Source organism: Rhodococcus sp. GB-02, assembly GCF_053470465.1.
The window spans coordinates 1,414,590-1,439,666 of sequence record NZ_JBPUKE010000001.1; the positions used below are offsets into that span (position 1 = coordinate 1,414,590).

At 63.3% G+C, this 25,077-nt stretch carries 24 protein-coding genes; 14 read left to right on the plus strand and 10 right to left on the minus strand.

Annotation, left to right across the window (positions count from 1 at the left end):
* The first annotated feature begins 23 nt into the window (after positions 1–23).
* A complete protein-coding gene (locus ACSW29_RS06695) occupies positions 24–704 on the plus strand; it encodes a FadR/GntR family transcriptional regulator (protein WP_448276892.1) in 681 nt (226 codons plus the stop codon).
* Here ACSW29_RS06695 and ACSW29_RS06700 read toward each other — a convergent pair.
* Positions 701–1,807 carry a lysylphosphatidylglycerol synthase transmembrane domain-containing protein gene (locus tag ACSW29_RS06700; RefSeq protein WP_230814971.1) on the minus strand — a complete coding sequence of 369 codons (1,107 nt, stop codon included), beginning with the start codon at positions 1,805–1,807 and terminating at the stop codon, positions 701–703. The genes ACSW29_RS06695 and ACSW29_RS06700 overlap by 4 nt on opposite strands.
* Positions 1,808–1,816: 9 nt before the next feature.
* Positions 1,817–3,295, minus strand: a complete 1,479-nt coding sequence (locus tag ACSW29_RS06705; protein ID WP_021343017.1) for an adenylate/guanylate cyclase domain-containing protein — start codon at positions 3,293–3,295, stop codon at positions 1,817–1,819.
* Between the two features lie 192 nt (positions 3,296–3,487).
* Between ACSW29_RS06705 and ACSW29_RS06710 the strand changes: the two genes are divergently transcribed.
* Genes ACSW29_RS06710 through ACSW29_RS06725 form a run of 4 tightly spaced genes read left to right on the plus strand, consistent with a single transcriptional unit; the run spans position 3,488 to position 7,280 of the window.
* Positions 3,488–4,666, plus strand: a complete 1,179-nt coding sequence (locus ACSW29_RS06710) for an AI-2E family transporter (protein ID WP_317828425.1) — start codon at positions 3,488–3,490, stop codon at positions 4,664–4,666.
* Complete coding sequence (macS, locus tag ACSW29_RS06715; RefSeq protein WP_448276893.1) at positions 4,659–5,882, plus strand: MacS family sensor histidine kinase; 1,224 nt, start codon at positions 4,659–4,661, stop codon at positions 5,880–5,882. The genes ACSW29_RS06710 and macS overlap by 8 nt, the downstream gene beginning before the upstream one ends.
* 28 nt (positions 5,883–5,910) lie before the next feature.
* The gene (locus ACSW29_RS06720; RefSeq protein ID WP_047269712.1) at positions 5,911–6,543 is read left to right on the plus strand and encodes a response regulator; all 633 of its coding nucleotides are present in this window, start codon (positions 5,911–5,913) and stop codon (positions 6,541–6,543) included.
* Between the two features lie 17 nt (positions 6,544–6,560).
* Complete coding sequence (locus tag ACSW29_RS06725) at positions 6,561–7,280, plus strand: DUF1707 SHOCT-like domain-containing protein (RefSeq protein WP_347871684.1); 720 nt, start codon at positions 6,561–6,563, stop codon at positions 7,278–7,280.
* Between the two features lie 4 nt (positions 7,281–7,284).
* On the opposite strand, the gene ACSW29_RS06730 is transcribed toward ACSW29_RS06725, so the two are convergent.
* Together ACSW29_RS06730 and ACSW29_RS06735 are read right to left on the minus strand one after the other, a co-directional pair.
* Positions 7,285–7,737 (minus strand): MaoC family dehydratase, encoded by a 453-nt coding sequence (locus ACSW29_RS06730; protein ID WP_448276894.1) that lies wholly within the window; start codon positions 7,735–7,737, stop codon positions 7,285–7,287.
* A gap of 41 nt (positions 7,738–7,778) precedes the next feature.
* A complete protein-coding gene (locus ACSW29_RS06735; protein ID WP_448276895.1) occupies positions 7,779–8,306 on the minus strand; it encodes a cupin domain-containing protein in 528 nt (175 codons plus the stop codon).
* Positions 8,307–8,456: 150 nt separating this feature from the next.
* Here ACSW29_RS06735 and ACSW29_RS06740 point away from each other — a divergent pair, with 150 nt between their 5' ends.
* The gene (locus tag ACSW29_RS06740; RefSeq protein WP_317828431.1) at positions 8,457–9,029 is read left to right on the plus strand and encodes a helix-turn-helix domain-containing protein; all 573 of its coding nucleotides are present in this window, start codon (positions 8,457–8,459) and stop codon (positions 9,027–9,029) included.
* A 137-nt stretch (positions 9,030–9,166) separates the two neighbouring features.
* On the plus strand, positions 9,167–11,038 hold the full coding sequence (locus ACSW29_RS06745; RefSeq protein WP_448276896.1) for a DUF2339 domain-containing protein: 1,872 nt from the start codon (positions 9,167–9,169) through the stop codon (positions 11,036–11,038).
* Here ACSW29_RS06745 and ACSW29_RS06750 read toward each other — a convergent pair.
* From ACSW29_RS06750 to trmB, 3 genes are read right to left on the minus strand one after another with little or no spacing between them, the layout of a single operon-like run.
* Complete coding sequence (locus ACSW29_RS06750; protein WP_021343022.1) at positions 11,013–13,934, minus strand: MMPL family transporter; 2,922 nt, start codon at positions 13,932–13,934, stop codon at positions 11,013–11,015. The genes ACSW29_RS06745 and ACSW29_RS06750 overlap by 26 nt on opposite strands.
* A 10-nt stretch (positions 13,935–13,944) precedes the next feature.
* Positions 13,945–14,652 (minus strand): NYN domain-containing protein, encoded by a 708-nt coding sequence (locus ACSW29_RS06755; protein WP_003945733.1) that lies wholly within the window; start codon positions 14,650–14,652, stop codon positions 13,945–13,947.
* Complete coding sequence (gene trmB, locus ACSW29_RS06760) at positions 14,649–15,407, minus strand: tRNA (guanosine(46)-N7)-methyltransferase TrmB (RefSeq protein ID WP_230814981.1); 759 nt, start codon at positions 15,405–15,407, stop codon at positions 14,649–14,651. Before trmB ends, ACSW29_RS06755 begins: the two co-directional genes overlap by 4 nt.
* 163 nt (positions 15,408–15,570) lie before the next feature.
* Here trmB and ACSW29_RS06765 point away from each other — a divergent pair, with 163 nt between their 5' ends.
* The 6 genes from ACSW29_RS06765 (at position 15,571) to epsC (ending at position 22,102) form a co-directional block, all read left to right on the plus strand.
* Positions 15,571–16,503: a hypothetical protein gene (locus tag ACSW29_RS06765; RefSeq protein WP_448276897.1), complete on the plus strand. Its 933-nt coding sequence runs from the start codon at positions 15,571–15,573 to the stop codon at positions 16,501–16,503.
* Positions 16,496–17,836, plus strand: a complete 1,341-nt coding sequence (locus tag ACSW29_RS06770) for a hypothetical protein (protein WP_448276898.1) — start codon at positions 16,496–16,498, stop codon at positions 17,834–17,836. Before ACSW29_RS06765 ends, ACSW29_RS06770 begins: the two co-directional genes overlap by 8 nt.
* 133 nt (positions 17,837–17,969) lie before the next feature.
* On the plus strand, positions 17,970–18,308 hold the full coding sequence (locus ACSW29_RS06775) for a DUF6802 family protein (RefSeq protein WP_230814984.1): 339 nt from the start codon (positions 17,970–17,972) through the stop codon (positions 18,306–18,308).
* 279 nt (positions 18,309–18,587) lie between these two features.
* Positions 18,588–20,417 carry a phosphoenolpyruvate carboxykinase (GTP) gene (locus tag ACSW29_RS06780; protein ID WP_317828436.1) on the plus strand — a complete coding sequence of 610 codons (1,830 nt, stop codon included), beginning with the start codon at positions 18,588–18,590 and terminating at the stop codon, positions 20,415–20,417.
* A 165-nt stretch (positions 20,418–20,582) separates the two neighbouring features.
* Entirely contained in the window at positions 20,583–21,518 is a 936-nt protein-coding gene (cysK, locus tag ACSW29_RS06785; RefSeq protein ID WP_448276899.1) for a cysteine synthase A, read from the plus strand.
* A 5-nt stretch (positions 21,519–21,523) separates the two neighbouring features.
* The gene (gene epsC, locus ACSW29_RS06790; RefSeq protein ID WP_003945907.1) at positions 21,524–22,102 is read left to right on the plus strand and encodes a serine O-acetyltransferase EpsC; all 579 of its coding nucleotides are present in this window, start codon (positions 21,524–21,526) and stop codon (positions 22,100–22,102) included.
* A gap of 57 nt (positions 22,103–22,159) precedes the next feature.
* Here the strand turns inward: epsC and ACSW29_RS06795 are convergent, their stop codons facing one another.
* From ACSW29_RS06795 to ACSW29_RS06805, 3 genes are read right to left on the minus strand one after another with little or no spacing between them, the layout of a single operon-like run.
* The gene (locus tag ACSW29_RS06795) at positions 22,160–22,465 is read right to left on the minus strand and encodes a hypothetical protein (RefSeq protein ID WP_448276900.1); all 306 of its coding nucleotides are present in this window, start codon (positions 22,463–22,465) and stop codon (positions 22,160–22,162) included.
* 28 nt (positions 22,466–22,493) lie between these two features.
* On the minus strand, positions 22,494–23,453 hold the full coding sequence (locus ACSW29_RS06800; protein WP_448276901.1) for a cation diffusion facilitator family transporter: 960 nt from the start codon (positions 23,451–23,453) through the stop codon (positions 22,494–22,496).
* Between the two features lie 10 nt (positions 23,454–23,463).
* A complete protein-coding gene (locus ACSW29_RS06805; protein WP_448276902.1) occupies positions 23,464–24,402 on the minus strand; it encodes an alpha/beta hydrolase in 939 nt (312 codons plus the stop codon).
* 52 nt (positions 24,403–24,454) lie between these two features.
* On the opposite strand from ACSW29_RS06805, the gene ACSW29_RS06810 reads away from it, so the two are divergent.
* Positions 24,455–25,063 carry a TetR/AcrR family transcriptional regulator gene (locus ACSW29_RS06810; protein ID WP_347871673.1) on the plus strand — a complete coding sequence of 203 codons (609 nt, stop codon included), beginning with the start codon at positions 24,455–24,457 and terminating at the stop codon, positions 25,061–25,063.
* The last annotated feature ends 14 nt before the right edge of the window (positions 25,064–25,077 follow it).

Here is a 25,077-nt window from a genome sequence, read left to right on the forward strand (position 1 = left end):
ATCAGACAACCTGAGGAGTTCACGTGTCCCCGATCGTCGAGCGTCGGCTGCTCACCGACCAGGCCGCGGAGTTGCTGCGCGCGCGGATCGTGAGCGGTGAATGGGAAGTCGGCGCCAAACTTCCAGGTGAAACCACTCTTGCGGCGCAGTTGGGTATCGGTCGGTCCACCATCAGGGAAGCCGTGCGGACCCTCGCTGGCCTCGGCATGCTCGAATCGCGACAGGGAGCCGGCGTCTTTCTACGGAGTACGACGCCACCGGATCAGTGGCCCCGAGTGCTCGAGGCCGAGGCGATTCTTCACGTCGTCGAGGTGCGAAACGCGGTCGAGATCGAAGCGGCTCGGCTGGCGGCGCAGCGGCGCGATGCCGTCGACGTCGCGGCCCTGAGGCAAGCGTTGGACGGTAGAACTGCTGCCGCCCATTCCGGGGACGCAGCCTTCGTCGACGCTGACATCGCGGTCCACCGGGCGGTGGTGGATGCGGCACACAATCCCGTGCTGTCGGAACTCTTCGAGACTTTTATGCCGCGTCTGCGGGCCGCGTTGATCGAGTTGATCGCGGTTCTGGACCTGCATCCACACAGTCAGCCGGATGCGGACGAGCATCGAATGTTGGTGGACGCCATCGAAGCCGGTGACGCGGAGGCAGCGGTACGGATCAGCCGAGCCCACCTCGACGACATGGCGGCAGCGTTGCGACGCTAGACGCCGGGTTGTTCTCGACGTTCGAACTCGAGGTCCATCTCGAGGTCTTCGTGGTGGGTCGCGCGGAACGACACGAGGAAGACGAGCCATCCCACCAGTGCGACGAGAACGAAACTAATTATCCGATAAACGAATACCGCTGCTGCGGCCTGTGCCCAGGTGGATCCCGCGACCGTCAACGCTGTGATGAGGACCGGCTCCACATAGCCGAGACCGCCTGGCAAGAGCGGGATACTGCCCACTGCTTTTGCCGCCGTGAATGCGATCAGGAGACCAGCGAACGACGGATCGGCTCCGACTGCCCAACAAGCGAAACCGAGACAGAGGACGTCGGCAACTCGGTGAACGGCCGACCATCCGAATGCGATCGCTGTGTCGGTGCGGCTCAGTTCTACCGAGTCCAGTTGCTTGAGGATTTCGGACCAACGGTGCATACCGCGTCCGGTTGGGTTTTTGCGGGAACGGTTGTACAGCGCCAGAACTCGGTGCCCGATGCGCTCGATGCTGCCGGGATTCTGGGCTACGTATCGCAACGCCAGGAACAGCGCTGCCATGCCGACGAGCGAAATCGTCAGCGTCACCGGACTGACCTTGGTACCGAATGCTATTGCGCCGGTGGCACCGAGGAGTGCCAGAGTGGCAGCGGCGATGACGCCGCACATCGCCAACTGCCACGATGCGACTACCGGCGTCGCACCCCACTTTCGAGTCTGCTTGTACGTGAACGCCGTGGAGAAGACTTGGCCGGCAGGTAGCGTCAGCGCCATCGCTGTGCTGGCGTAAATGACCGAAAGGTTCTTGACGTGACCGGCGACTACTCCGGCGGCGTTGAGAAGACGTTGTTGAACGGATGCGTATCCGCTGAGCGACACTGCTTGAGCCGCCACGCAGGCAGCCACCCAACCCCAGTGAATCTCGGTGAGCGCTTGCCAGTACTCGTTGAGTCGGGGCCACAGGATGGTGCCCTCGACTATCAGAAGAGCGATCAGCGCCACCCCGAGCAGCCACTTCAGCCACCAGAAGCGCCCTCTGGCCCGACTGGTCTCGGCCACGGGCGGGCGTGGTCGTCTCAGTCGCCGTGGGGTGTTTCCAGGCTGAGCCATCGACTCACCCTAACCAATTTGATCCGGATCGACCTCTGGATACTTTTCGGGCCACGCCAGATGCGTCAGTCGTCGGCGTCCACGCAGTTGAACTTGCTCTCCGAGTTCCCACTCGGCCTGTTCCTCTTCGTCCGCGAAATACAGCGCGCTCGTCGACGCCAGTACCCGGCTGGGCCGAAGCTTCGCGAGCTCGGTGAGCCGCGATGCTTCGTTGACCGGATCACCGATCACGGTGTACTCGAAACGTTCGGCGGCACCGATGTTGCCGGCGACCGCAAGCCCCGCGCTCACGCCGATTCCCACGTCGAGGCCGGTGATGTCGTTGAGCTTGAACCGCAGCTCTCGGGCCGCAGCGAGGGCTGCCGTCGGAGCGTCGGGTCGATCGAGTGGTGCACCGAAGATGGCGAGCGCCGCATCTCCCATGAATTTGTTGACAAAACCGTGGTGACGATCGATGACGTCGACGACCACACGGAAGAACTCGTTGAGCAGCTCGACTACTTCGCCCGGCGGGCGCTCGGCCGCGGCACCGGTGGATCCGACCATGTCGACGAACAGCACTGCCACGAATCGAGTTTCGCCGCCCAGTTCGGTACCGAACTTCAACGCGCGCCGGGCCACGTCCTCGCCGACGTGCTGACCGAACAGCTCACGCAGTAGGCGACGCTCGTCGGACTCTTTCATCATGCGGTTGAAGCCGACCTGCAGTCGGCCGATCTCACTGCCGTCGAACACCTCGACGCGTACGTCGGTGGCGCCGCGCTGCACCCGCTCGATGGCCCGACGTAGTTGGCGGATGGGATCGGAGATCTGAGTAGCCGTCAGCATCGACAGCGCAAAGGCCTGCACGATCGCCATGATCGAGATGAGAAGGATCGCCCACGCGAGTGAGTCGGGGGAGAACTCGAGATTGGTCGTGAGCTGCGTCGAGCACAGCAAGATGATGCCTGCGACGGGCATCAGCGTGCCGAGACCCCAGGTCATCGCCAGCCGAGTTCCGACGCCAGGCGCCATGGTCCGATCGAATTCGCCCTCGCTCAAGGCCTGGGCAGCGACCGGACGCAAAATGCGCTCCCCGAGCATGTACGTGAACCCGAAGGTCGTTGTCGCAGCCATGCACACCGTCACGATCACGGCGATCGCGAGTCCGGGCATCTCGGTGATGGTCAGGAACACGAAGATAATGCCGCCCAAGATCCACAGCACCAGGTGGACGATGGCCTGGCGAAGCGGCGCGTGGAGTGCCGCCATCTGCTCTGACCTCGTCGGTGGTCCCCCGCGCAGCCGCCAACGAATGACCGACTTCAACATCATGGCCGCTGCCGTCAGACTGACGGCACCGGCGAACGCGAGGTACACGCCGAAGATCGCGAAGTTGCGGACCCGGTCGGCAACAATCGCGTCGGACTCCTGGATCGGCACGCCGTATCGCACGAATGCAAAGACCAGTACCGCGCCGATCAGGTTGGCCGCGAGCATGGAAAGCATATAGAGGGGCCACCGGCTGCGGATGGTCACCGCTATTGCTCTGTATGAGGCCCGCACAGGGTTCAATTTAGCTGGCAGAGGTCGAAGTGTTGGTACGCGCGTCCGATTATTCGTCCGCTCACCTGTGTCGGCCGGGCCGGTTAGGCTCGCGATGTGAACGCAAACAGGGGGCGTGCGGAGCGAGCTTCGAGGATGAACAAACCCATATCCGCCGACGCTCGGGCAGTGCATCCGGGTGTGCGCATCGCGGCGGAATGGTCGTGGCGCCTCATTGTGATCTTCGCTGGACTGTTGGTTCTCGGGTATGTCGTTCTACGTCTCGAAACCGTGCTCATCCCAGTGGGGCTGGCTCTGTTGGCATCGGCTCTGTTGATTCCGGTGGTTGATCGGCTGCAGGTGTGGGGTGTTCCTCGTTCGGCAGCCGTCATTGTCGTGTTGCTTGGCTCGATCGGGCTGGTCGCGGGAATCATGACGTTTGTCGTCGAGCAGTTCATCGACGGGTTGCCGCAGCTCACCGACCAATTCACGGCTAGCGTCACGCAGATTCAGAACTGGCTCACCAGCGGACCGTTGCACTTCAGTGAGGATCAGATCCGCCAAGCGGGTGATTCGGTCGTCAAGTCGGTGCAATCCAATCGTGAGTCTCTGACCAGCGGTGCCTTGACCACGGCGACGGTCATCGGTGAGATCTTCACCGGGGCTTTGCTGACGCTGTTCACTCTCATCTTCTTCCTCTACGGCGGTGATCAGATCTGGCAGTTCGTCACCCGGATCGTCCCCACCGAGGCTCGTCGTCGCGTACGGATCGCCGGTTCCGCAGGTTTCGGGTCGCTGATCGGCTACGTGCGCGCCACGGTCGCGGTTGCCGCCGCCGACGCGATCGGTATCGGTGCCGGCCTGGCGATCCTCGGGGTGCCACTCGCCCTGCCGCTGGCGTCGTTGGTGTTCATCGGCGCGTTCATCCCGATCGTCGGTGCATTTCTGACCGGTTTTGTCGCTGTGCTGGTGGCTCTGGTCACGAAGGGTTTTCTGACTGCTCTGATCGTCCTCGGCATCATCATCGGGGTCATGCAGCTCGAAGCGCACGTGATGCAACCGCTGTTGCTGGGGCGCGCCGTCCGCTTGCATCCGCTGGCAGTCGTTCTCGCCATTACAACGGGCATCGTCCTCGCCGGAATCGTCGGCGGGCTCTTGGCTGTTCCGATCGTCGCAGTCCTCAACACCGCTATTCGTTCTCTCCTCGCCGACGACCCGGACATCGCGTACGCCGAACTGCACGTCGAAGATCCGGAGACCCCACTGTTCCCCGCCGAACCCGACGAGCCGCGCGCCCAGCCTCGCATCGTGAACCCCACTCCTCCCGATGACTGAGCCCACCCGCCGTCGTCGGCTGCACTATCAGCCGACCGTTCGCGAGGCGTCGGGCGTCGACACCGACCCGGATGCCCCGCTGTGGCGGGCGGCGCAGGCATTTCGCCTCATCACGCTGGTGTACGCGATCAGCTACCAGTTCGCCTCGGCCTCCGACTACGCCAACACTCGGCTCAGCTGGTTCTTTGTCGCTCTGATGGCAGTGTGGTCCGGGGTGTCGGCACTGCTGCTCGGAACCTCCGGTGCGTTGTTCGGTAAGAAGCTGCCGAGGTACCAGGTAGTGATCGCCGATCAGGTGGTCGTCATCTTGCTGATGGCGTCGACGAGGCTGGTCTCCGACCACGAGTGGTATCAGAATCACCAGACGCTCCCCACCACGCTGTGGGCCACCAACGCCGTCATCTCCGCGGCAATTCTCGGCGGGCCGTGGCTCGGCATGGCGTCCGGAGTTGTCATCTCGGCGGCCAGCGCAATCATCCGCGACCAGGTCAACCTGGACCTCTGGCGCGATGCGACGGCTCCCGTGCTCGTATCGGTCGGCCTGGCGTTGGGCTTGGCCACCACAACTGCTCGGCGCTCGCATCGACAACTCGAACAAGCCGTACGTCTGGCGGCGGCCACCGAAGAGCGCGAACGTTTGGCACGCGAAGTGCACGACGGCGTTCTTCAGGTGCTGGCAATGGTCCGTCGGCGAGGAGCGGCACTCGGCGGCGAAGCAGCTGAACTGGCTGCTCTGGCCGGTGAGCAGGAGGTCGCGTTGAGAATGCTGATTTCCGAGCAGGTTTCGGGTGCCGCGGCAGACGTCGGCGGACAGACAGTGGATCTGTGTCCACTGTTGACCACGCAGGCCAGCACGTCGGTGTCGGTGTCGACGCCCGCGCACCCCGTCGTGATCGAGCGCGATCGAGCCATCGAACTGGCAGCCATCGTCGACAACGCTCTGTCCAATGTCGGGCTCCACGCCGGAACTTCGGCGAAGGCATACGTGTTGCTCGAAGATCTGCCGGACGAAGTGATCGTCAGCGTCCGCGACGACGGCGTCGGAATTCCCGAAGGTCGCTTGGCGCAGGCCGAGGCCGAAGGCCGCATGGGAGTATCGAAGTCCATTCTCGGTCGAGTGCAGGTGCTCGGCGGCACTGCGGTCCTGCAAACCGGGCCGGGGGAGGGCACCGAATGGGAAATCAACGTTCCGAAGGGGAAAAGTGAGCGTGGCTGAAGAACAGGGCGAGGATCCGGTGACGGTGATGGTCGTCGACGATCACCCGATGTGGCGCGACGGTGTCTCCCGGGACCTCGAAGCTGCCGGCTTCACCGTGAGCGCCACGGCGGAGGGTGTCGAGAGTGCGCGCCGCCGCGCCGCCGCCGTGCAACCGGCGGTGGTTCTGATGGACATGAACCTGCCGGACGGAAACGGTGCCGACGCCACCACCGCAGTGCTCGAGGTTTCGCCGAAGAGCAAGGTACTCGTGCTTTCGGCCTCCGCAGAGCGTGACGATGTCCTCGATGCGGTCAAAGCCGGAGCGTCGGGCTACCTGGTCAAGAGTGCTTCGGTAGCGGAACTGCTCGAGGCCGTGCGAGCGACTTTCGACGGACAAGCCGTCTTCACACCCGGCCTCGCCGGATTGGTGCTCGGTGAGTACCGCCGCATGTCGACGGCACCGGCCGACGATCGCGCGCCCGAGTTGCCTCGGCTCACCGACCGTGAGACTGAAGTGCTCCGCCTTGTCGCCAAGGGGCTGAGCGCAAAACAGATCGCCACGAGGCTCTCGCTCAGCCACCGGACCGTCGAAAACCATGTGCAGGCAACGCTTCGGAAGCTTCAGTTGGCCAATCGCGTCGAGCTCACTCGATACGCAATAGAACAAGGCCTCGAATAACGTTTATCCTGGAAATCATGGAGGCCAGGAATCTACGCGTATCCGATGCCGAACGAGAGCATGTCGGCGAGCTGCTGCAGAAAGCTGTCGGTCAAGGGATGCTCTCGCTCGGTGAGTTCACCGAGCGCATGGACACGGCCTTGGCCGCGAAGACGCGAGGTGAACTCAACTCGGTTCTCGCCGATCTTCCGGGCATCACACTGATCTCCGACTACGACCCGCCCGCGTATCCCAATACGGGTCAGCCGATGTACCAAGGCCAGCCCTACCCGGCGCCGACCTACCAACCCCAACCGCCGCCGGTTCACCCGAACCCGCCCTACCGCGCTCCGGTCGGGGCTCCGGTTGTCGGTGCCTACGGCGCGGCAAATGCGGCCGTGATCCGTGGACGAATGGCGACGGTGACGCGGAACGGCGCATGGATCGTTCCTCCAGCCGTCGTGGTCGATACCAGAATGTCCAGTGTGACCATCGATTTCACGCGTGCAGTGATGCAGACGCAGGTCGTGAACATCTCGATCGACGACTACGCCAGTTCGATTTCACTGATCGTTCCCGAAGAGGCGACGGTGGACATGAACGGTGTCGAGGCAGTCGGGGGAAGCGCGTCCAACAAGGTTCGCTCCGGTCCGCAGATGGGGCCGCTGCACCTGGTGGTTCACGGCAAAGTGCGATTCGGCAGTGTCACCGCGAAGCATCCCTTCGGTACCACGATCCGAAAGATGTTCGGCTCCTGACCTTTCAGTGATACGCGCGGGTCAACATCTCGGCGACGCACACGGGCTTGTCACCGTGTTCTCGTTCGAACGTCTGCGTCACCGTGATCTGGACGCCGCCGCTTATCGGTTCGACTTTGCTCAACGTCGCACGCATGCGGACACGAGAGCCAACCGGTAGCGGAGCAGGCAACCTGACCTTGTCGAATCCACAGTTGAGGGCAAACGCAAAACCCTCGAGCGAGAACATCGCGTACGAGAACTTGGGGCCGAGTGAGAGCGTGTAGTTACCGTGCGCGATCGTTCCGCCGAATGGTGACTCATTCGCGCGATCCACATCGACGTGAATCCACTGATCGTCGCCGGTGACCCGGGCGAACTCGTCGATGGACTCCTGGGTGACATCGTGCCAGTCGCTGACGCCCAACTCCTGGTTCAGGTTGGCGGTGAGGTCTTCTGCTCCGGTGAGTACGAGCATGGATCTTCCTTTCAAGGTTGGGGTAGCGAGTTGCTTGGGCTTCAGTGACTTTCGATGCCGAATCCCACACCGTGCGTCTGTGCGATCTCGGCGGTGGCCACGAGATCGAATTCGATCCCGAAATCTGCTTCCACCCGCGCTGCAACCGATTCGGCTGCGGCACCTGGATCGGCCAGTAGTTTCGGCATCAGTTCGAACAGGTCTTCCATCCCTCCGGGCGTGATTATTTCGAGAATCCGGGCTGGAGCGTCGTCGGGATTCCACACTGCGTGCCACTGGCCACGCGGTTTGAAGATCATGGCGCCGGTCTCCGCGTAGACGACCTCGTCTCCGACCATCGCTGCGACGCGGCCACTTTGAACCACCGTGTACTCGTCTTCCCGGCTGTGGCGATGGACCGGCGAGGTCATCGAATACGGAGCGATGCGGTGTTGTACAAGAGAGAATCCTCCCTCGGTTTGTTTGCTTCGAACCATCATCCGGACGCCGGTGGCCGCGAGAGTCCCGGCGGGATCTACGTCCGGCCCGAGGACGGTCGTCGTGGTGTGGTTTGTGGAATCCGGTGACATCGATTTGGTCCTTTGTCGTCGTGAGCGTCGTTGGCCGCGCTCCGGTTTCGATTCTCGAATCATGTACCAATCGGTCTAGCGATGCAAGGTTTTGGAGATTTATGCACTTCAAGTGTTGTCGATATGTGTACTGATCGGTATGTTGAACTTATGTCTACGAGGGATTTGTTGGTCGATGCCGCTGCCGACTTGTTGCAGCGGAAGGGGTACGCGGGAACGGGTGTGTCGGAAGTGCTCTCGGCGAGCTCGACCACCAAGGGGTCTTTGTACTTTCACTTTCCCGGCGGCAAGGAAGAACTCGCAGGCGAGGCTCTGAGGCGACGCGGTGAGGCAATGGCCGATTTCATCCGGCATCTGCTGGAGAGCTCACCCGATGCCGCCACCGCGATCTCGGCATTCGCCGCCGCACTGGCTGCGCGTTTGTCGGATTCGGATTACGAACGTGGATGCGCCCTGGCTACGGCAACACTGGATGCCGCAACCGAATCCGAGGTCATCCGTGGCGCTTGTGCGGACGGATACAACTCGTGGCTTGTGTTGTTGGCTCAGCGCCTCGAAGCCGACGGCTGGTCTCGCGAGGACGCAGAGTCCGAGGCTGTTCTCGCTCTGTCTGCACTCGAGGGTGCGCTGGTGCTCGCTCGTGCGCGTCAGGATCCCGCTCCGCTTCACACTTCGGGTCGGCTTCTGTCCGAACGATTGCGGAATGCAGCGCCTCGGCGATAGTTCCCTGTCGGTCGATGATGCAGTCGGTCGATGGTGCTGTCAGTCGAAGGTGTCCTCAGTTGAATACGAGAAGTCCCCAGGCTGATCGAGTAGTACTACTCATCTGATCGGTTCGGCCACGCAGCAAGCTCGTAGCCATGACCACACCGAGTTCTTCCGCCGTCGATCCGCGACTGGTGACCGCCCTCTCGGCCGAGTGCGACAGCATCGGCCGGCAGTTGCGTCACATGGGTCAGAACCTGTCGATACTGCAGACTCAGCTGGCCTCGACCACCGTGCCTGCGCCCGCGCCGGTAGTTCCGGCGCCGGTAGCTTCTGTTCCCGTAGTTCCCATGGCTCCGGTACAGCCGATGCAGCAGGTCCGCTCTCAGCAGAGCGTGCCCGCGTGGCAGCCGCCGACGTATCCGGTTGCGGCACCTCGCCAGCCCTGGTGGCAACGCGACGGCGTCATCAGTCGACTCCTGGCCGCGGCCGGTGTTGCCGTCACTCTGATCGGCGTCGTGATGCTGCTGGTACTTGCAGCGCAGGCCGGATTCTTCGGACCGCCGCTGCGGGTGCTCGGTGGCGCACTCCTTTCCGGCGCCTTGGTGTTTGCCGGGGTGCGGGTCCACGGACGCCCAGGCGGCAAAGTGGGAGCGATTGCTCTGGCCGCCACCGGTTTTGCGGGAATGTACCTCGACGTCGTCGCGGCCTCGGTTCTCTACGGTTGGGTGACGACGCCGCTCGCGGTGGTGATTGCCTTCGGGATTGCCGCGGCCGGCGTTGCTTTGGGGGTGAAATGGGATTCCGAATCACTGGCGCTCATGATCGTTCTGGGCGCAGCGGTGCTGGCTCCCGTGTTGACGTCGGGAATATCGTTGACTCTCGTCGGTTTCCTCTTCGCGATCCAGTCGGCGACGTTCTCCGCCCAGCTCGGTCGTGACTGGAAGTACCTGGGCATGGCGCGCACAGTACCGGTGGTTCTCGCGCTGCTCGTAGCGATAGCGTCGGAGTCCATCTTCAGCGAATCCGGTAACAGTGCAGTGCAATTGGTGATCAGTGCCGGCGTGGTTGCCATAGTGGGCGCCGGCTGCGCGATGGCTATGCAGTGGACGGGTTCGCCCTCGCGCGGCGGAGTTGCAGGGGCGTGGTCCACCGCTACCTTTGTTGTCTCGTCCCTTCCGCTGATGAGCGTCGGGGCCGTGCTCGGGCGCACCGAATCCGCAGTGCTGTACGGAATTGCTGCGCTACTACTACTTTCCGCTGCAGCGGCAGCCAAGCCTTTGCCGACGCAACTGCGATTCGGACTGGGCGCAACCGGCGCTCTCGCATTGTTACTGTGCTGCTTGTCCGGGGCGACGGAAACTCTGGTCGTACCGCTGGTCCTCACCGTCGGCATGATCTTCCTCGGAGTCTCGCTGTATGCGGGTTCGCGCTTCGTCTTCGCCCTCGGAACCGCCTTTGCGGCAATCGGATCGATCGGATACCTCACGACGGTTCCACCGGAAGCGTTGACGACTGCCCGTGCCGCATCCATGCAACTCGGTGCGATCACGGCACTCTCGAGCCTGACGGCGATAGGTGCACTGGTGATGCTGGTGTGGGCGATTCACCGACTGAAGTTGATCGCCGATTCGAATGCGGCGGTTCTATGGGCGGCCGCAGGGTTTGGTGTCCTCTACGCGGTGACGTGTGCGCTCGTCTCGTCCGGCGTCGAAATCTTCGACAGTGCAACCGGATTTGTTGCCGGGCACAGCGTTGCAACCATCGTCTGGATGCTTGCCGCCACGTCAGCGCTGGTGCTCGGCCTGAACAACCGTCAGCATGCTCGCGTTTTGCTCGGAGCTGGTCTTGCTCTCACCAGCGCGGCAGTGGCCAAGCTGTTCCTCTTCGACCTGGCCACGCTCAGTGGGCTGGTGCGCAGCGCTGCCTTCCTGGTGGTCGGCTTGCTGCTCCTGCTGGTCGGGACTCGTTATGCACGAGCCTTCGCCAAGCAGGAGCAGGTCAGCTCCGCTTCTGGCGAGCGATGAGCTCGCTGACACTGATGGCGCCTGCGTCGTCAGGTCGGTGCCTGCCGGTGGCGTTGTCGTCGCCGTCAGAGGCATCCGAGACTCGGGGCTCGGTGGGACGACGCTCCGGAGCGATCGGTGGAGGCGGCGACTGGGGGGTCGCCTCCACCGAGGTCGGGGCCGAGCCGTTTGTTGCAGCGCCATTTGTTGCAGCGCCATTTGTTGCAGAACCGTTGGTAGCACCGTTTGCAGAGCCATTCCGGCTCGAGCCGTTGGTACCTGAACCGCTGCTTGCCGAACCGTTAGTACGCGAAGGCGTCCGGACCACCGGCAGCGGCCGTGAGGCCGGGGGAGTCTGTTCCCGAGCCCGCAGGTCCGACAACCAACTCTCGATGGGACGCTCGGCCGGCGCAGCGGGCGTCGGGTTTCTCCGCTTGTCGGTGGTGTTCGGTTGCGGTCGGTACGAAGGATTGGGGACCGGTGCCTCGATCAAGTTCTGGGGCGCGCTGGCTGCACTCCCGATATCGAGACGACGTCGCGGTGCCGGCTTCTCCGCGGCAGGTGTATCCGTGTTCGGTGCCTTGATCGTCATTTCGCTGAGCGGAATGGGCTCGGTGAGAGGATCGGGAACACGAGGTCCGCTTTCCGGCTGTGCAGCCGGGGCAGGCGGCGGCATGACCCGCGAGGCCGCTTCGATCTTGCGCGGCTGACCCGGTCCGGCGATCGCACCGACGGGCGCGATCTGCGGGACGTTTGCGAGCACAAGTTCGTTGTCGAGGATCGGCTCACCCAGCCCGATCTTCTGCTGGATCCGCTTCATCCAGGCCGGGGCCCACCAGCAGTCGTCGCCGAGCAGTTTCATGGTCGCGGGGACCAGGAACATTCGGATCAGCGTGGCGTCGATGATCAGCGCGGAGATCATGCCGTACGAGATGTACTTCATCATCACCAGATCGGACAGGCCGAATGCACCGGTGACCACGATCAGAATCAGTGCGGCAGCGGTGATGATCCGGCCGGTATGTGCCGTGCCGATTCGGATGGATTCGGTAGTACTCGCGCCCTGCGCTCGCGCTTCGACCATGCGGGAGAGCAGGAACACTTCGTAGTCGGTCGACAGGCCGTAGACGATCGCGATGATCAACACCAGGACGGGAGACATGATCGGTCCCGGCGTGAAGTTCAAGAGACCGGAACCGTGCCCGTCGATGAAGATCCAGGTCAAGATTCCGAGCGTCGAACCCAGGCCGAGCGCGCTCATCAACGCAGCCTTGATGGGCAGGACGAGCGAACCGAACGTCAAGAACATCAGCAGCGTCGTCAGCAGGATGACGGATACGACCATCAGCGGCAGACGGTCGAGCAACGCGTCGACGCTGTCCTGCTCGATGGCCGGAGTACCGCCGACGAGCACAGTTGTGCCCTCGGGCCAATCCGCGGATCGAAGATAGTCGATGGTGGGCCGTGCCTCGTTGCGCTCGGTCAGACCGGCTTTGAGGACGTTGACCCCGTCCTTGGTCGCAACCTCCGGGGTGAACTTCTCGACCAGACCCGGCGCAGCGTTTGCGGTCTTGGAAATCTGACCGAGAGTGGTGTTGTCCGCTCCCTCGATGACGAGTCGAACGGGCTCGGTGCGATTACCTGGGAAGAGTTCGTCGAACTGCGCCTGCGCGACACGCGTGGGGCTGTCCGGGGGCAGGTACGTCTCGTTGATACCGCCGAACTTGATGCCCGTCAGCGGAATGATCATCAGCAGTAGAGCCGCGACGATCGGGACCGCGACCTTGAGCGGATGCTGCATGACCCAGCGGGTGAGCTTGCCCCAGAAACCGTTCTCGATTTCCTCGTTGGTCTTGGTCTGGCGCAGCTTCTTGAAGGTCAGCGCGTCGATCCGCTTGCCGAGAATGCCGAGAATAGCGGGAAGAATCGTGATGGACGAGATCGCGGCAAGCATCACGGCAGCAATGGCGCCGTAAGCCACCGATTTGAGGAAGCCCTGCGGGAACAACAGCAGACCGCCGAGGCTGACGGCAACCATGGTCGCCGAGAACATGACCGTTCTACCCGCCGTCATGACCGTTCGGCGTACTGCGGTCGGGGTGTCGTACCCCTCGGCTATCTCTTCTCGGAAACGGCTGACGATGAACAGTCCGTAGTCGATCGCGAGACCCAGGCCGACCAGAGAGACCACGGGCGCAACAAACGCGTTGACCTCGGTGAAGTTGGTGATCAGTCGAATGATGCCGTTGGCGCCGATGACGGTCAGACCGCCGACGATCAACGGGAGGGCCGCAGCGACGACGCCACCGAAGACGAAGAACAGCAGGACACCGACGGCGGGAATTGCGAGCATTTCCATGCGCTTGATGTCGTTGGCCATCGTGTCGTTGAGCGAATTCGCGACAGGTTGCAGGCCGGCGAGTTGCACGTCGACGCCGTCGATGTAGAACTGCGACTCGACGTCGCGGAAGTTGTTGGACACCGCGGTGTCGTTGTCGCCGGCGATCGCGATGCTGGTGACCGCGTGTTGCTTGGTCTTGTCCGCCAGGGCCGCCACCGAGAGACCGTTGTCGACCTTGAAGTACGAGCCGTTGATCTTCATGATCTGGTCGGGGTTGTCGGCGACGAGCCGCTGCAGATTGTCGATGACCTTCGCTTGGAACTCGGGGTCGTCGACGGTCTTGCCCTCCGGCGCCGTGTACAGCGCCAGAACGTCACCCGTCGTGCTGCGTCCGAACGTGCCGTCAGCGAGTTTTGCAGCCTCTACCGATTCCGACCCCGGATCGTCCCAGCCGCTCTGGCTGAGATGATCCTGCAGGCTCAGGCCGTACGCAGCGAGCCCGAGGAGCCCCGCCACCATGACAGCGATGACGGTGAAGCGGGCTCGATAGACGATGCTTCCCCAGCTGGCGAACACTGATCAACTCCTACTCGGCAACACTTTTTCGCCCGATGAGCAGGGCAGAAAGCGGTCGGAACGGCTGCAACCAGGCGCCCTCGTCGGGCAGGGTGTCCAGGCTTACCCGTGGCAGAGGCTCACGGAAGACACCTGGGATGTCCTCGAGATCGACGAAGTCCAAGATATCGGACGACACAGCCCAGCTGGCGTGTTCACGGAACCCGAGAACCTGGACCGGGATACCGGTTGCTGCGATGTCCTCGAGAGGTTCGCGGAACGCTTGGCCGTCGGCGGACGCGACCATGATTCCGGCGAGGCCCTCGCCGTACCGGAGCGCGATGTGCTCGAGCATGTCCGAATCGACATCGCTGTCTTCATCGACCTTCGGCTTGGCGAACACCGCGAAACCCACGTTACGCAAGGCTTCGACCCAAGGACGAACGACGTCGGCGCTGCCGGACGCGATGTTGGTGAAGACGGTCGCTTCAGGCTCGAGCGTGCCGCTGTTCTGTGCGGACAGTTCGGCGGTGCGAGAGAGCAGCCAGCGGCCCAGTGCGTCGAATCGTGGCCGGTAGGCGGCGGTTGGCCGGCCACCGAGGATGGCACCGAGGCCCATGTCGAGGTTAGGGGCGTCCCAGACCAGAAGCACCCGCTTGGGGTGGCGGGAGTCGCGACCGAAGTCGAGAGGAGATTCCGACGACGTCACGTCGTCGGATAGCTGTTCGCTGACGCTCATGCTCTGATCTTCCCCCATATAAGCTCGGTGATTGCACTTCCGACCTTATGGGCTTTGTCCTCGAACTTGGTGACGGGACGCTCGTGGGTCATCGGAGACTCCCAGTCGAGTGCCGTCAGCAGCGGCTCGGCATTGCCGGCTTCTTCGATCCATTCGGCGTACTCGGCATGATCAGTTGCCACGTGCAGGACTCCGCCGGGCTTGAGGCGGTTGGCGATCAGCGCGAACGTCGGTCCCTGCAGGAGGCGACGCTTGTGGTGGCGGGCTTTGGGCCACGGATCCGGGAAGAACACCCGGACGCCCGTGAGGGACTCGGGGGCGACCATGTTCTCGAGTACGTCCATCGCGTCACCGCGTAGTACGCGGACGTTGGGAATCTCTTCGCGTTCGACCTGCTGGAGAAGCTGTGCGAGCCCCGGGCGGTACACCTCGATCGCGACCAGGTTCACGTGCGGTTCTGCCTTGGCCATAGCGGACGTCGCGGTGCCGGTACCCGAACCGATCTCGATGATCAGGGGTGCTTCGCGTCCGAACCAGGCGTTCGCGTCGAGCGGTGTGTCCGAGACGTCGGCGCCGATGAGCGGCCACTGACGGTCCCAAGCCTGCTGCTGTGCGTCGGTCAGCGCACCCCGGCGAGAGCGAAAGCTGGTCACTCTCGGATGGAGACGGGACCCCTTGGCGTGGTCCGTCTGCCCCGTGTCCGGGGTCTGCGGTGCATGCTGATCGGCTTCGTTCACGAACCCATTGTCACGCATGACCCCCGTTTAGCGCAGACGGGTCTGAAGTTTGAGTTGAGACTTTCCACGGAAAGTCCTGAAACCGCCGACTTCGGACAGCCGGCGAAAGGGCGGTGTCACCTGCCGTCCTTGCCGAGAACCTGACAGAATCTCACCGACACGATGGGGACGTGGGGTGGGGATGAACACAGGATTTGCATGCAGCAATTGGTCACGAATGTTGCCCGCAGAATCGCTCGACGACGCCTGCGCGGAGCCGATCGAAGGGCTGCGCGCTCTGGCATACCGGCTGGCGTCGATCGATTCGGGAGCCGCAGAGGCGGTTCACTCCGTGCTCGGATCGCTGACCGCACCGCTCGAGTTGGTAGTCGCGGGACGAGCAGGGGTGGGGCGGTCGTCGTTGGCCCGGGTCCTGGGGCGCGATCAGCGGTTCTCGCGCAGAGTTGTCGGTGCACCGGTTGTGGTGACCGAGTCGCGGGCGTTCGACGTCCCTGGAACGTCGAACCCTGATCTGGGTCATCGTTGCGTTGTCTACGTGGTGGTCGACGCGGTCCGCGAAGTCGACCGCCGAGCGATCGCCCGAGTCTCGGATCAGGCGGTGGTCGCTGCAAACAAGGCCGACCTGTTCGGACCGCGCTGGGACGAGGCGCTGGGACGGGCCGCGGAAATCTCGGAGACCGTCGGCGTGCACACGGTTCCGGTGGAGACGCTGACCGGACGCGGCGTCGAAGAGTTGTTCGCGGCTCTCGGACCTGTCCTGGAGGCGCAGTGGTGGGGCCGGGTCGATCAGATCGGTCCAGCGCTGACGCGATCTGCCTCGCGCAGCACTGCGGGCAGGGACGAGATCGAGTTGTATCTGAGTTCGGACTCCGCAGTGTTGTTCGGCGCCGCGGCGGCGATGATGAGTCCCGAAATTCGAGGTCTGTGTCAAGGCGAACCTCCCGATCCTCGGACGGCTGACGGCGCGGGCACGTGCAGTCGGTGGTGGGGCGAGCTCGTCGACGAGTCGGAAGAGGCTCCACAACAAAGGATTTCACTGATTCGCCGCGGGTATGTGCGTCGATGGGCGCAGCTCGGGGGCGATCGCTCTGCTCCGGCGGTGACCGATGAATAGCGTTTCGGTACTTCCGGATTCGATTCTGCGTGTGGTGCAACGATGGAACCCGTCCTCCGATCCGGGTCGCCTCGTCGGTGGTGAATCATCCAGTGGCACTCGCATTTACGTCGTCGGGCCACAGAGATGTGGTCGGGAAGACATCGTGCAGATGTTCCGTGCTTCGGGCGAGTGTTCGATCGTGGCACGCGAGGTGGACGCCGACGTCGTACTTCTGGTCGTCGATGCTGCCAGCGTGATCGGTCGCGATGATCTTCTTCTGCTCGACGACGCAGCAGAAAGCGGAACGCCGGTGGTGGTGGCGTTGACCCGCGTTGACGTCTACCGAGACTGGCAGGCTGTGCGCCGGCGTGATGTCGAGGTTCTTTCCTCTCACTGCACCGCTTTTGCCCAGGCATCGATCGTTCCGATTGTGCCTGGTCAGGAGCAGACGCTCGTTGCCGTCGTGAGCCAGGTGGCACGTGAGAGGCAGGCGGGTGACTCGGATTCCGGCGTCATAGCGCAGACGCGCCGGATGATCGAGGTGGAGATCCGGAATCTGCGTGACAGCGTTCCGGGTGCTGAACTGCGGGCCGAGCGATCGCGACTGCTGGCAGATCGTGACGGTCGGCGAGGCGAACGACTGGTGCAGGTGCGAAGCCGACTGCAACGAGCGCGTGGGGATCTGTCACAACAAATCGCCGAAGCAACCCGGGCGACGGTCGCAGGGGCACGTGGCTGGGTCGACACGGCCTCGCGAGCCGAATTGGGCAGCGTACCGATGCGGTTGCAGCACGAGGTCGACCATCACACGCGGGTAATCGATGCCGCGATGGCGACAGCTGCCGAGGTGGCGGAGGCGACCGGATACATGCCTTCCCCACGGATTCCGGAGGACCCGCCGGGCCGTCAGCGCGGAAACGAGGACCGGGTGACAATTCTTGTCGGCGCGTCCGCGGGTCTCGGCCTCGGCCGTATCGCGGTTACTCCGCTGGAGATGATTCCGGCATTGGAGTTCGCGAGTATCCCCGTGACGTTGGTTCTGGGTGGCGCCGCGGCCTGGTGGTTGGCGCGAACTCGCGGGCTGATGGCGGATCGCGCCCACTGCAGGTCGTGGATCGTCGAATCGATGTCGACGGTTCGCGCACAGTGGGAGCAGCGAGTCCAGAGCGTTCTGCTCGAGGCCGAGGCGGATCTGGGAGCGGCGATCATGGCGGAGAGCCGCGAGCAGTTGGCGTCGGCGCAGGCCCGAATCGTGGAGATCGACGGCGAACTACGTGAGCTTGCCGCGGCCAGATCGGGTCAACTGACGTCGTGCGAGCGCGATCTCGCCGTATTGAACGCGGCCTTCTGACATTCCTCGAATTGAGGGTTGTTCACAGGGCCGCAATTTCACCCACGTCTGATCGTCGGAGTCTGGTAATACTGAGCGCACGGTTTCGGTAGGGGTTGCCGAAGCAGTAGGTCATCATCCAGCAGGGGGAGTAATGGACGCATTTCTGATCACGCCCGGACACATCGACGGTCACGAAGCCGAACCACTCGATCCGGGACGTATCGAGCCTGAGACTTTCGGGCCTTCGTCGGGACCGGTCGATGCCGGCGACCTGACTTTCGACGCCTTCGACCTGGACGGTGACGGAACGGTTGACAGCCGTGTCGTCCACTCCGACGACGCCGTCGTGATCGTGTCCGATTTCGATCGCGACGGTAGCGCCGATCGCCTCACGATGATCGAGTCGGACGGTGACTACTCGGCCTGGGAATGCCGTCGAGACGACGAAGGCTCCCTCGTGTGGCAGAAAATCGATGCCGGAGCGCTCTGAAAAGCTTCCGTTTATGTGCTCTGAGCGCCGGGTAGGCCCCTGAACACACCAACTGAATCGTTTCTGTGACATTTCTGACCGCACCCGATTACCTGCAGGTGAACAGCCAGCGTTAACCTCAATACATAGGACACCCGGCGTCCGTGAAATCCACGTGAGTGGATGACGCGGCTGGACCCCGTCGAGAGGGGGACACCGGGATCGACTGGTATCGGGGCGCTGCAGTTCGCACATCCGGTGTCACAAGAACCCGGTTCCGGCTCACCCCAGGAGAGTTTGATGACCTCAGCGACCATTCCCGGTCTCAATGGAACTGACGGCACGCCCCCCACGGAGCACAAGGAACTGCTTGCATGGGTGCAAGAGGTTGCCGAACTCACCCAGCCTGACCGCGTCGTCTTCGCAGACGGCTCGGACGAAGAATGGGACCGACTGACCACGAAGTTGGTCGAGGCAGGAACCTTCACCCGCCTCAACGACGAGAAGAAGCCGAACTCTTTCCTCGGCAACTCCGATCCGTCCGATGTCGCGCGAGTCGAATCGCGTACGTACATCTGCTCGAAGGAAGAAATCGACGCAGGTCCCACCAACAACTGGATGGACCCCGCGGAGATGCGCACCCTCATGGGTGACCTGTACCGCGGTTGCATGCGTGGACGCACCATGTACGTCGTGCCGTTCTGCATGGGCCCCCTCGACGCCGAGGACCCGAAGTTGGGCGTCGAGCTCACCGATTCCGAGTACGTCGTCGTCTCCATGCGCGTCATGACCCGCATGGGCGGCAAGGTTCTCGACAAGCTCGGCACCGACGGATTCTTCGTCAAGGCGCTGCACTCGCTGGGCGCTCCGCTGGCCGATGGCCAGGAAGATGTCGCGTGGCCGTGCAACGACACCAAGTACATCACTCACTTCCCCGAGGATCGTGAGATCTGGAGCTTCGGTTCCGGCTACGGCGGAAACGCTCTCCTGGGTAAGAAGTGCTACTCGCTGCGTATCGCTTCGGCAATGGCGCACGACGAGGGCTGGCTGGCCGAGCACATGCTCATCCTCAAGCTGATCTCGCCCGAGGACAAGGCCTACTACATCGCGGCGGCATTCCCCTCCGCTTGTGGCAAGACCAACCTCGCGATGATCCAGCCGACCATTCCCGGATGGCGCGCCGAGACCCTCGGTGACGACATCGCCTGGATGCGTTTCGGTGAGGACGGACAGCTCTACGCCGTCAACCCGGAATTCGGTTTCTTCGGCGTGGCTCCCGGCACCAACTGGTCGTCGAACCCCAACGCCATGCGCACCATCGACCAGGGCAACACGGTCTTCACCAACGTCGCTCTGACCGACGACGGTGACGTCTGGTGGGAGGGCCTCGAAGGCGACCCGCAGCACCTGATCGACTGGAAGGGCAACGAGTGGACGCCCGAGTCGGGCACCCATGCGGCTCATCCCAACTCGCGTTACTGCACCCCGATGTCGCAGTGCCCGATCATGGCTCCCGAGTGGGACGACCCGAAGGGCGTGCCGATCTCGGCAATCCTTTTCGGTGGACGCCGCAAGACGACGGTTCCGCTGGTCACTGAGGCTCGCGACTGGCAGCACGGCGTCTTCATGGGTGCGACGGTCGGCTCCGAGCAGACCGCAGCAGCCGAAGGCCAGGTCGGTACGGTGCGCCGCGATCCGATGGCGATGCTGCCGTTCCTCGGCTACAACGTCGGTGACTACTTCCAGCACTGGATCGACCTCGGCAAGTCCGCGGACGCGTCCAAGCTCCCCAAGGTCTTCTACGTCAACTGGTTCCGCCGCGGCGACGACGGACGCTTCCTGTGGCCAGGCTTCGGCGAGAACTCTCGTGTCCTGAAGTGGATCGTCGAGCGCATCGAGCACAAGGCTGCCGGCATCGACACTCCGATCGGCGTCGTTCCCACCGGATCGGCACTCGACATCGAAGGCTTGGATGTGTCGGACGCCGACATCACCGAGGCCCTCGCGGTCAACATCGACGAGTGGAAGGCCGAGATCCCGCTCATCGAAGAGTGGTTCGACTTCGTCGGCGAGAAGCTGCCGACCGGCATTCGTGACGAGTTCGAAGCTCTGAAGCAGCGGTTGGCCTGATAAACCGCCCCCGTATGTAGTGGCCTGGTGCCGCATTGGTTCAATTTGATGAACCGATGCGGCATCGGTCGTCTGTATGCCCTTGCCTGTAGCCGTAATGCAGTTCAGCCGTAAAGCAGTGATCAGCGAGCGGGTCGACACACTCGATCCTCAGGAGGACCAGATATGAGCGGGATCTACAACAACGTGACCGAATTGGTCGGGCGCACCCCGATCGTGCGGCTCAACCGTCTGACCGAGGGCCTGGACGCACAGGTTGCCGTCAAGCTCGAGTTCTACAACCCGGCCAACAGCGTCAAGGACCGGATCGGCGTGGCAATCATCGATGCCGCCGAGAAGTCGGGTGCACTCAAGCCCGGTGGCACCATCGTCGAGGGCACCAGTGGTAACACCGGTATCGCCCTTGCCATGGTCGGTGCTGCCCGCGGCTACAAGGTCATCCTGACCATGCCCGAGACCATGTCCACCGAGCGTCGCGTGATGCTGCGTGCTTACGGCGCCGAGATCGTGCTGACCCCGGGCTCCGAGGGCATGGCCGGTGCGGTCGCCAAGGCCAAGGAAATCGTCGAGCAGACCGAGAACGCCGTCTCGGCCAGCCAATTCGCGAACCCGGCCAACCCGGCCATCCACGAGGCCACGACGGGCGAAGAGGTCTGGGCCGACACCGACGGCGCCGTCGACATCTTCGTGTCCGGCATCGGCACCGGCGGCACCATCACCGGCGTCGGACGCACCCTTCGCAAGTACAAGCCCGAGGTCAAGGTCGTCGGTGTCGAGCCCATCGACTCGCCGATCCTCAACGGTGGCCAGCCCGGCCCCCACAAGATCCAGGGAATCGGCGCGAACTTCGTGCCCGACGTTCTCGATCGCGAGATCTACGACGAGATCATCGACGTCTCGTTCCCCGATTCCATCGAGGTCGCTCGCGCACTCGGCACCAAGGAAGGCATCCTGGGCGGCATCTCGTCCGGAGCCATCGTCTGGGCAGCACTCGAGCTGGCGAAGCGTCCGGAAAACGCCGGCAAGCTGATCGTGGCTGTCGTGTGCGACTTCGGCGAGCGTTACATCTCCACCCCGCTGTTCGAACACATCCGGGACTGAGACTTGTGAGTATCCTCGGGACAATTCGCGAGGACCTGCAGGCTGCGCGCGGTCAGGATCCTGCCGCGCGCAGCAATGTGGAGAACGCGCTCGTTTATTCAGGGCTGCATGCTATTTGGGCACATCGGGTTGCGCATCGCATGTGGGCCGTCCCCGCACTACGCGGCCCGGCGCGAGTGCTCTCGCAGCTGACACGCTTCGTCACCGGCATCGAGATCCATCCCGGTGCCACCATCGGTCGACGGTTCTTCATCGACCACGGCATGGGCGTCGTGATCGGGGAGACGGCCGAAGTCGGTAACGACGTGATGCTCTATCACGGCGTCACCCTCGGTGGTCGCTCGCTCGAGCAGGTCAAGCGCCACCCGACTCTGGGTGACCGGGTCACAGTCGGCGCTGGTGCCAAGATCCTCGGGCCCGTCGTCATCGGTGAAGGTAGCGCTATCGGCGCCAATGCCGTTGTCACCAGGGATGTTCCGGCCGAATCCATCGCGACCGGTATCCCGGCGGTGGCGCGGCCACGGACCACCAAGGAAAAACTGGTGGACCCGAACAGTTACATCGATCCTGCGATGTACATCTGAACGTATTCCTCGGATGGCCACCCCTCGTGTAGACGACGGGTGGCCATCGGCGTCTGTTCAGGCTCGCGTCAGGCACCACCCGCGACGTCCCAGTGCGACGGCCGTCAGAGCGCCCAGTGCTGCTCCGATCAGGGGATAGCAGGCCAGGACGAGCCAGCGTGGATTGTCCGATCGGGCGTCGAAAGCGATGTTCATCGACGACTCGTAGTCCCGAGCCATCTGCACGCCGCGCAGTGGTACGTAGGAACCCTGATAGACGATGGTCTCGTCAGGACTGGTCATCACGTCGATCAGACTGCCCACCAGGGGAATTCCTCCGACGACAAATCCCAGAACCGCCAGAATCACGATCAGTGCGCGCATCGAAAGAGCCTATCGCCCGGCCGGAAGTTCAGACTGTGATCGACGGTTCTTCGGGCGTCGAGAGGGTCAGGATCGCTCGTACGACGCGTGGACTCTGCTCGAGTGAGCGTTCGAGTGCGCGCAACGTGTGGGCCACTCGCGATTCCGCGTAGTCGCCGACCAGGTCGACGCTGGCCACCAGGTACACCTGCCGCGGCCCGAGGTATTCCATGCGCAGGAACGTGATTCGGTTGATCTCGGGCAGTTGGGTGAGAGCCTCGACGGCTGCTGCCCGCAGCGTCGGCGATGCCTCTTCGCCGACCAGGAAGCGGCGGTTGCGATCGATCAGGATGATCGCGATGACCCCGAGGAGAATGCCGACGAAGATGGAGCCGAGGGCGTCGGGGATCGGCGAACCGGTGATCTGGTGCAATAGAACACCGACGAACGCGATGACCAAACCGATAAGTGCCGCAGCGTCTTCGGCGAACACGGCCCGGGTCGTCGGGTCGGATGTGTTGAGCGCCTGGGCCATGACGTCGCGGTTCACGGCGGACGCTTCGGTTCGGAGTTGTTTGTACGCCTGCCGGAACGAGATGCCTTCGAGGATGAACGAGACGCCGAGGACTGCGTAGGCGACACCGAAGTCGGTGGCCGGTTCGGAATGGAACAGTTCCTGGATGCCGTGGGTGATCGACACACCTGCGCCGAGCGCAAAAAGTCCGAGGGCGGCGAGCATCGACCAGATGTAGGCCTCCCGGCCGTACCCGAGTGGCTGGTCTCGGTCGGGAACCCTTTTCGAGCGGCGGTTCGCGATCAGCAGCAGCACTTCGTTGCCGGTATCGGCCCAGGAGTGGGTGGCCTCGGCGACCATCGAGGCAGATCCGGTGACGATGGCGGCCGCGGTCTTGGCCCCGGCGATCAGTGCGTTCGCCGCAAACGCCAGTACGACTGTCGTGGTGCTCTCGTCGCCGTTTCCCGTCGGCTCGGCCTTGGGTTCGATACTCACGAACTTCAGGCTAGGCGGGTGATGACGGTTTCGTGTGGTGACGCTCGGCGACGGAGCGCAGCAGTGTGTCGACGGCGTCGTGGAACTGCGTCAGGCCCGGCTCTTCGACGGGAAAGTGCCCGCACCCGTTCAGCATCACGGATTCGGTGGGGGCGTTGATGCGGTGGAGGAACTGCAGACTCAGTTCGGGCGGTGTCCATCGGTCGTCGGCCGGGTGGGTGAGCAGGACGGGCGTCGTCCGAAATGATTCGGGCGCGGTGTGCTCGAACGAGAAGTAGCTGCTGAGGAATCCGAGTGGCACCCGAACACCGCCACCGCGCGGATCGGTTGCGCACAGCGTCGCAAGTTCACGGTTACTGCTCATGTTCGCGACGTCTGCGACCCAACGTATGGGCACGCGGATGCGGCCCACCAGACTTTCGGTGCGCCGCATCAGGGGAGCGCCGTAGACACCCATCGGGCCGAACCGCGCCGCGGCGGCCCTGGCTGACGGATTCGAGGGATCGAGCAGACAGGTAGCGACGACAGCGTCGGCCAGACCGGTCCGCGCGGCTACCTTGTAGGCCAGCAGACCGCCGATGCTGGCTCCCAGCAGTACCAGCGGCCGATCATCGGCTGCCTTCTCGGCCCGGACGAGATCGCAGAGGAGATCGACCCACTGCTCGTACCGGATGCCGGCGGGATCGGCTGCGACGGTGTCCCCGCACAGCGGAAGATCGGGGAAGAGGACTTCGGCTCCGAGCTTCACGCCGATCTCGGCGAACGGCCACAACGCACCCGAGTACCCGCCGGCGCCGTGGATACCGAGAACCCGAACCGGCGCGTCTGGAACCACTGCCCGCGCGACGTGGACGGTGTTGCCGTTCCACCCCCACCACGTCGGGGTCGGCTCCGGCATGTGGGCGGTGTACCGGTCGGGCATAAACTTCGAGTAATCGGCGCTGGTCACCTACACAATTCTCGGTACCGGCGTCGCCGCTGACAACTCGCATCGGAGGACCGTGTCGACTCGGCGGAAAAGGCCCTCCCAACAGCGCTCGAGGGCTACCTACGACGCGATCTTGGAGGCGGCTACTCGCGTTTTCGCGTCGGAGGGCATGGCGGCGACCACCAACCGGATCGCTGACGAGGCAGGGGTGTCGGTGGGCTCGCTCTACCAGTATTTCGGCGACAAGTACGAGATCCTCTCGGAGTTGGCTAACCGTCACGTGAGTGCTGCGCGGGAAAGTTTTGCGGTCTGTCTTGCCGACATCGTCGAGCGCGAACTCTCCCTGGACGAGGCCGTCCGGGTGTTGGTGGAGTGCGCGGTCGAAGTGAACAGTAAGCCGCGAGAGTTCTTTCACCTGCTCTACGATCAGGTTCCGCGTACGCGTGAGCTCATCGAGCAGGTCGAAGGAATGAATCAGCAACTGGTACTAAGTTTTTCGGTGTACTTGCAGAGCCGCGGTTTCAGCGCGGACGATGCGTTGTTGACGTCGCGGCTGACCGTGACTGCCGTGGACAGTCAGGTGCATCGGGTTGTGCTGGAATCGGATTCACCCGAAGAACTTCGAGTGCGAACGGAAGCCGTCGTGCGGCATACGAGATCGATGATCGGGTCGCAATCTTGATCCGGTGTCGAGAA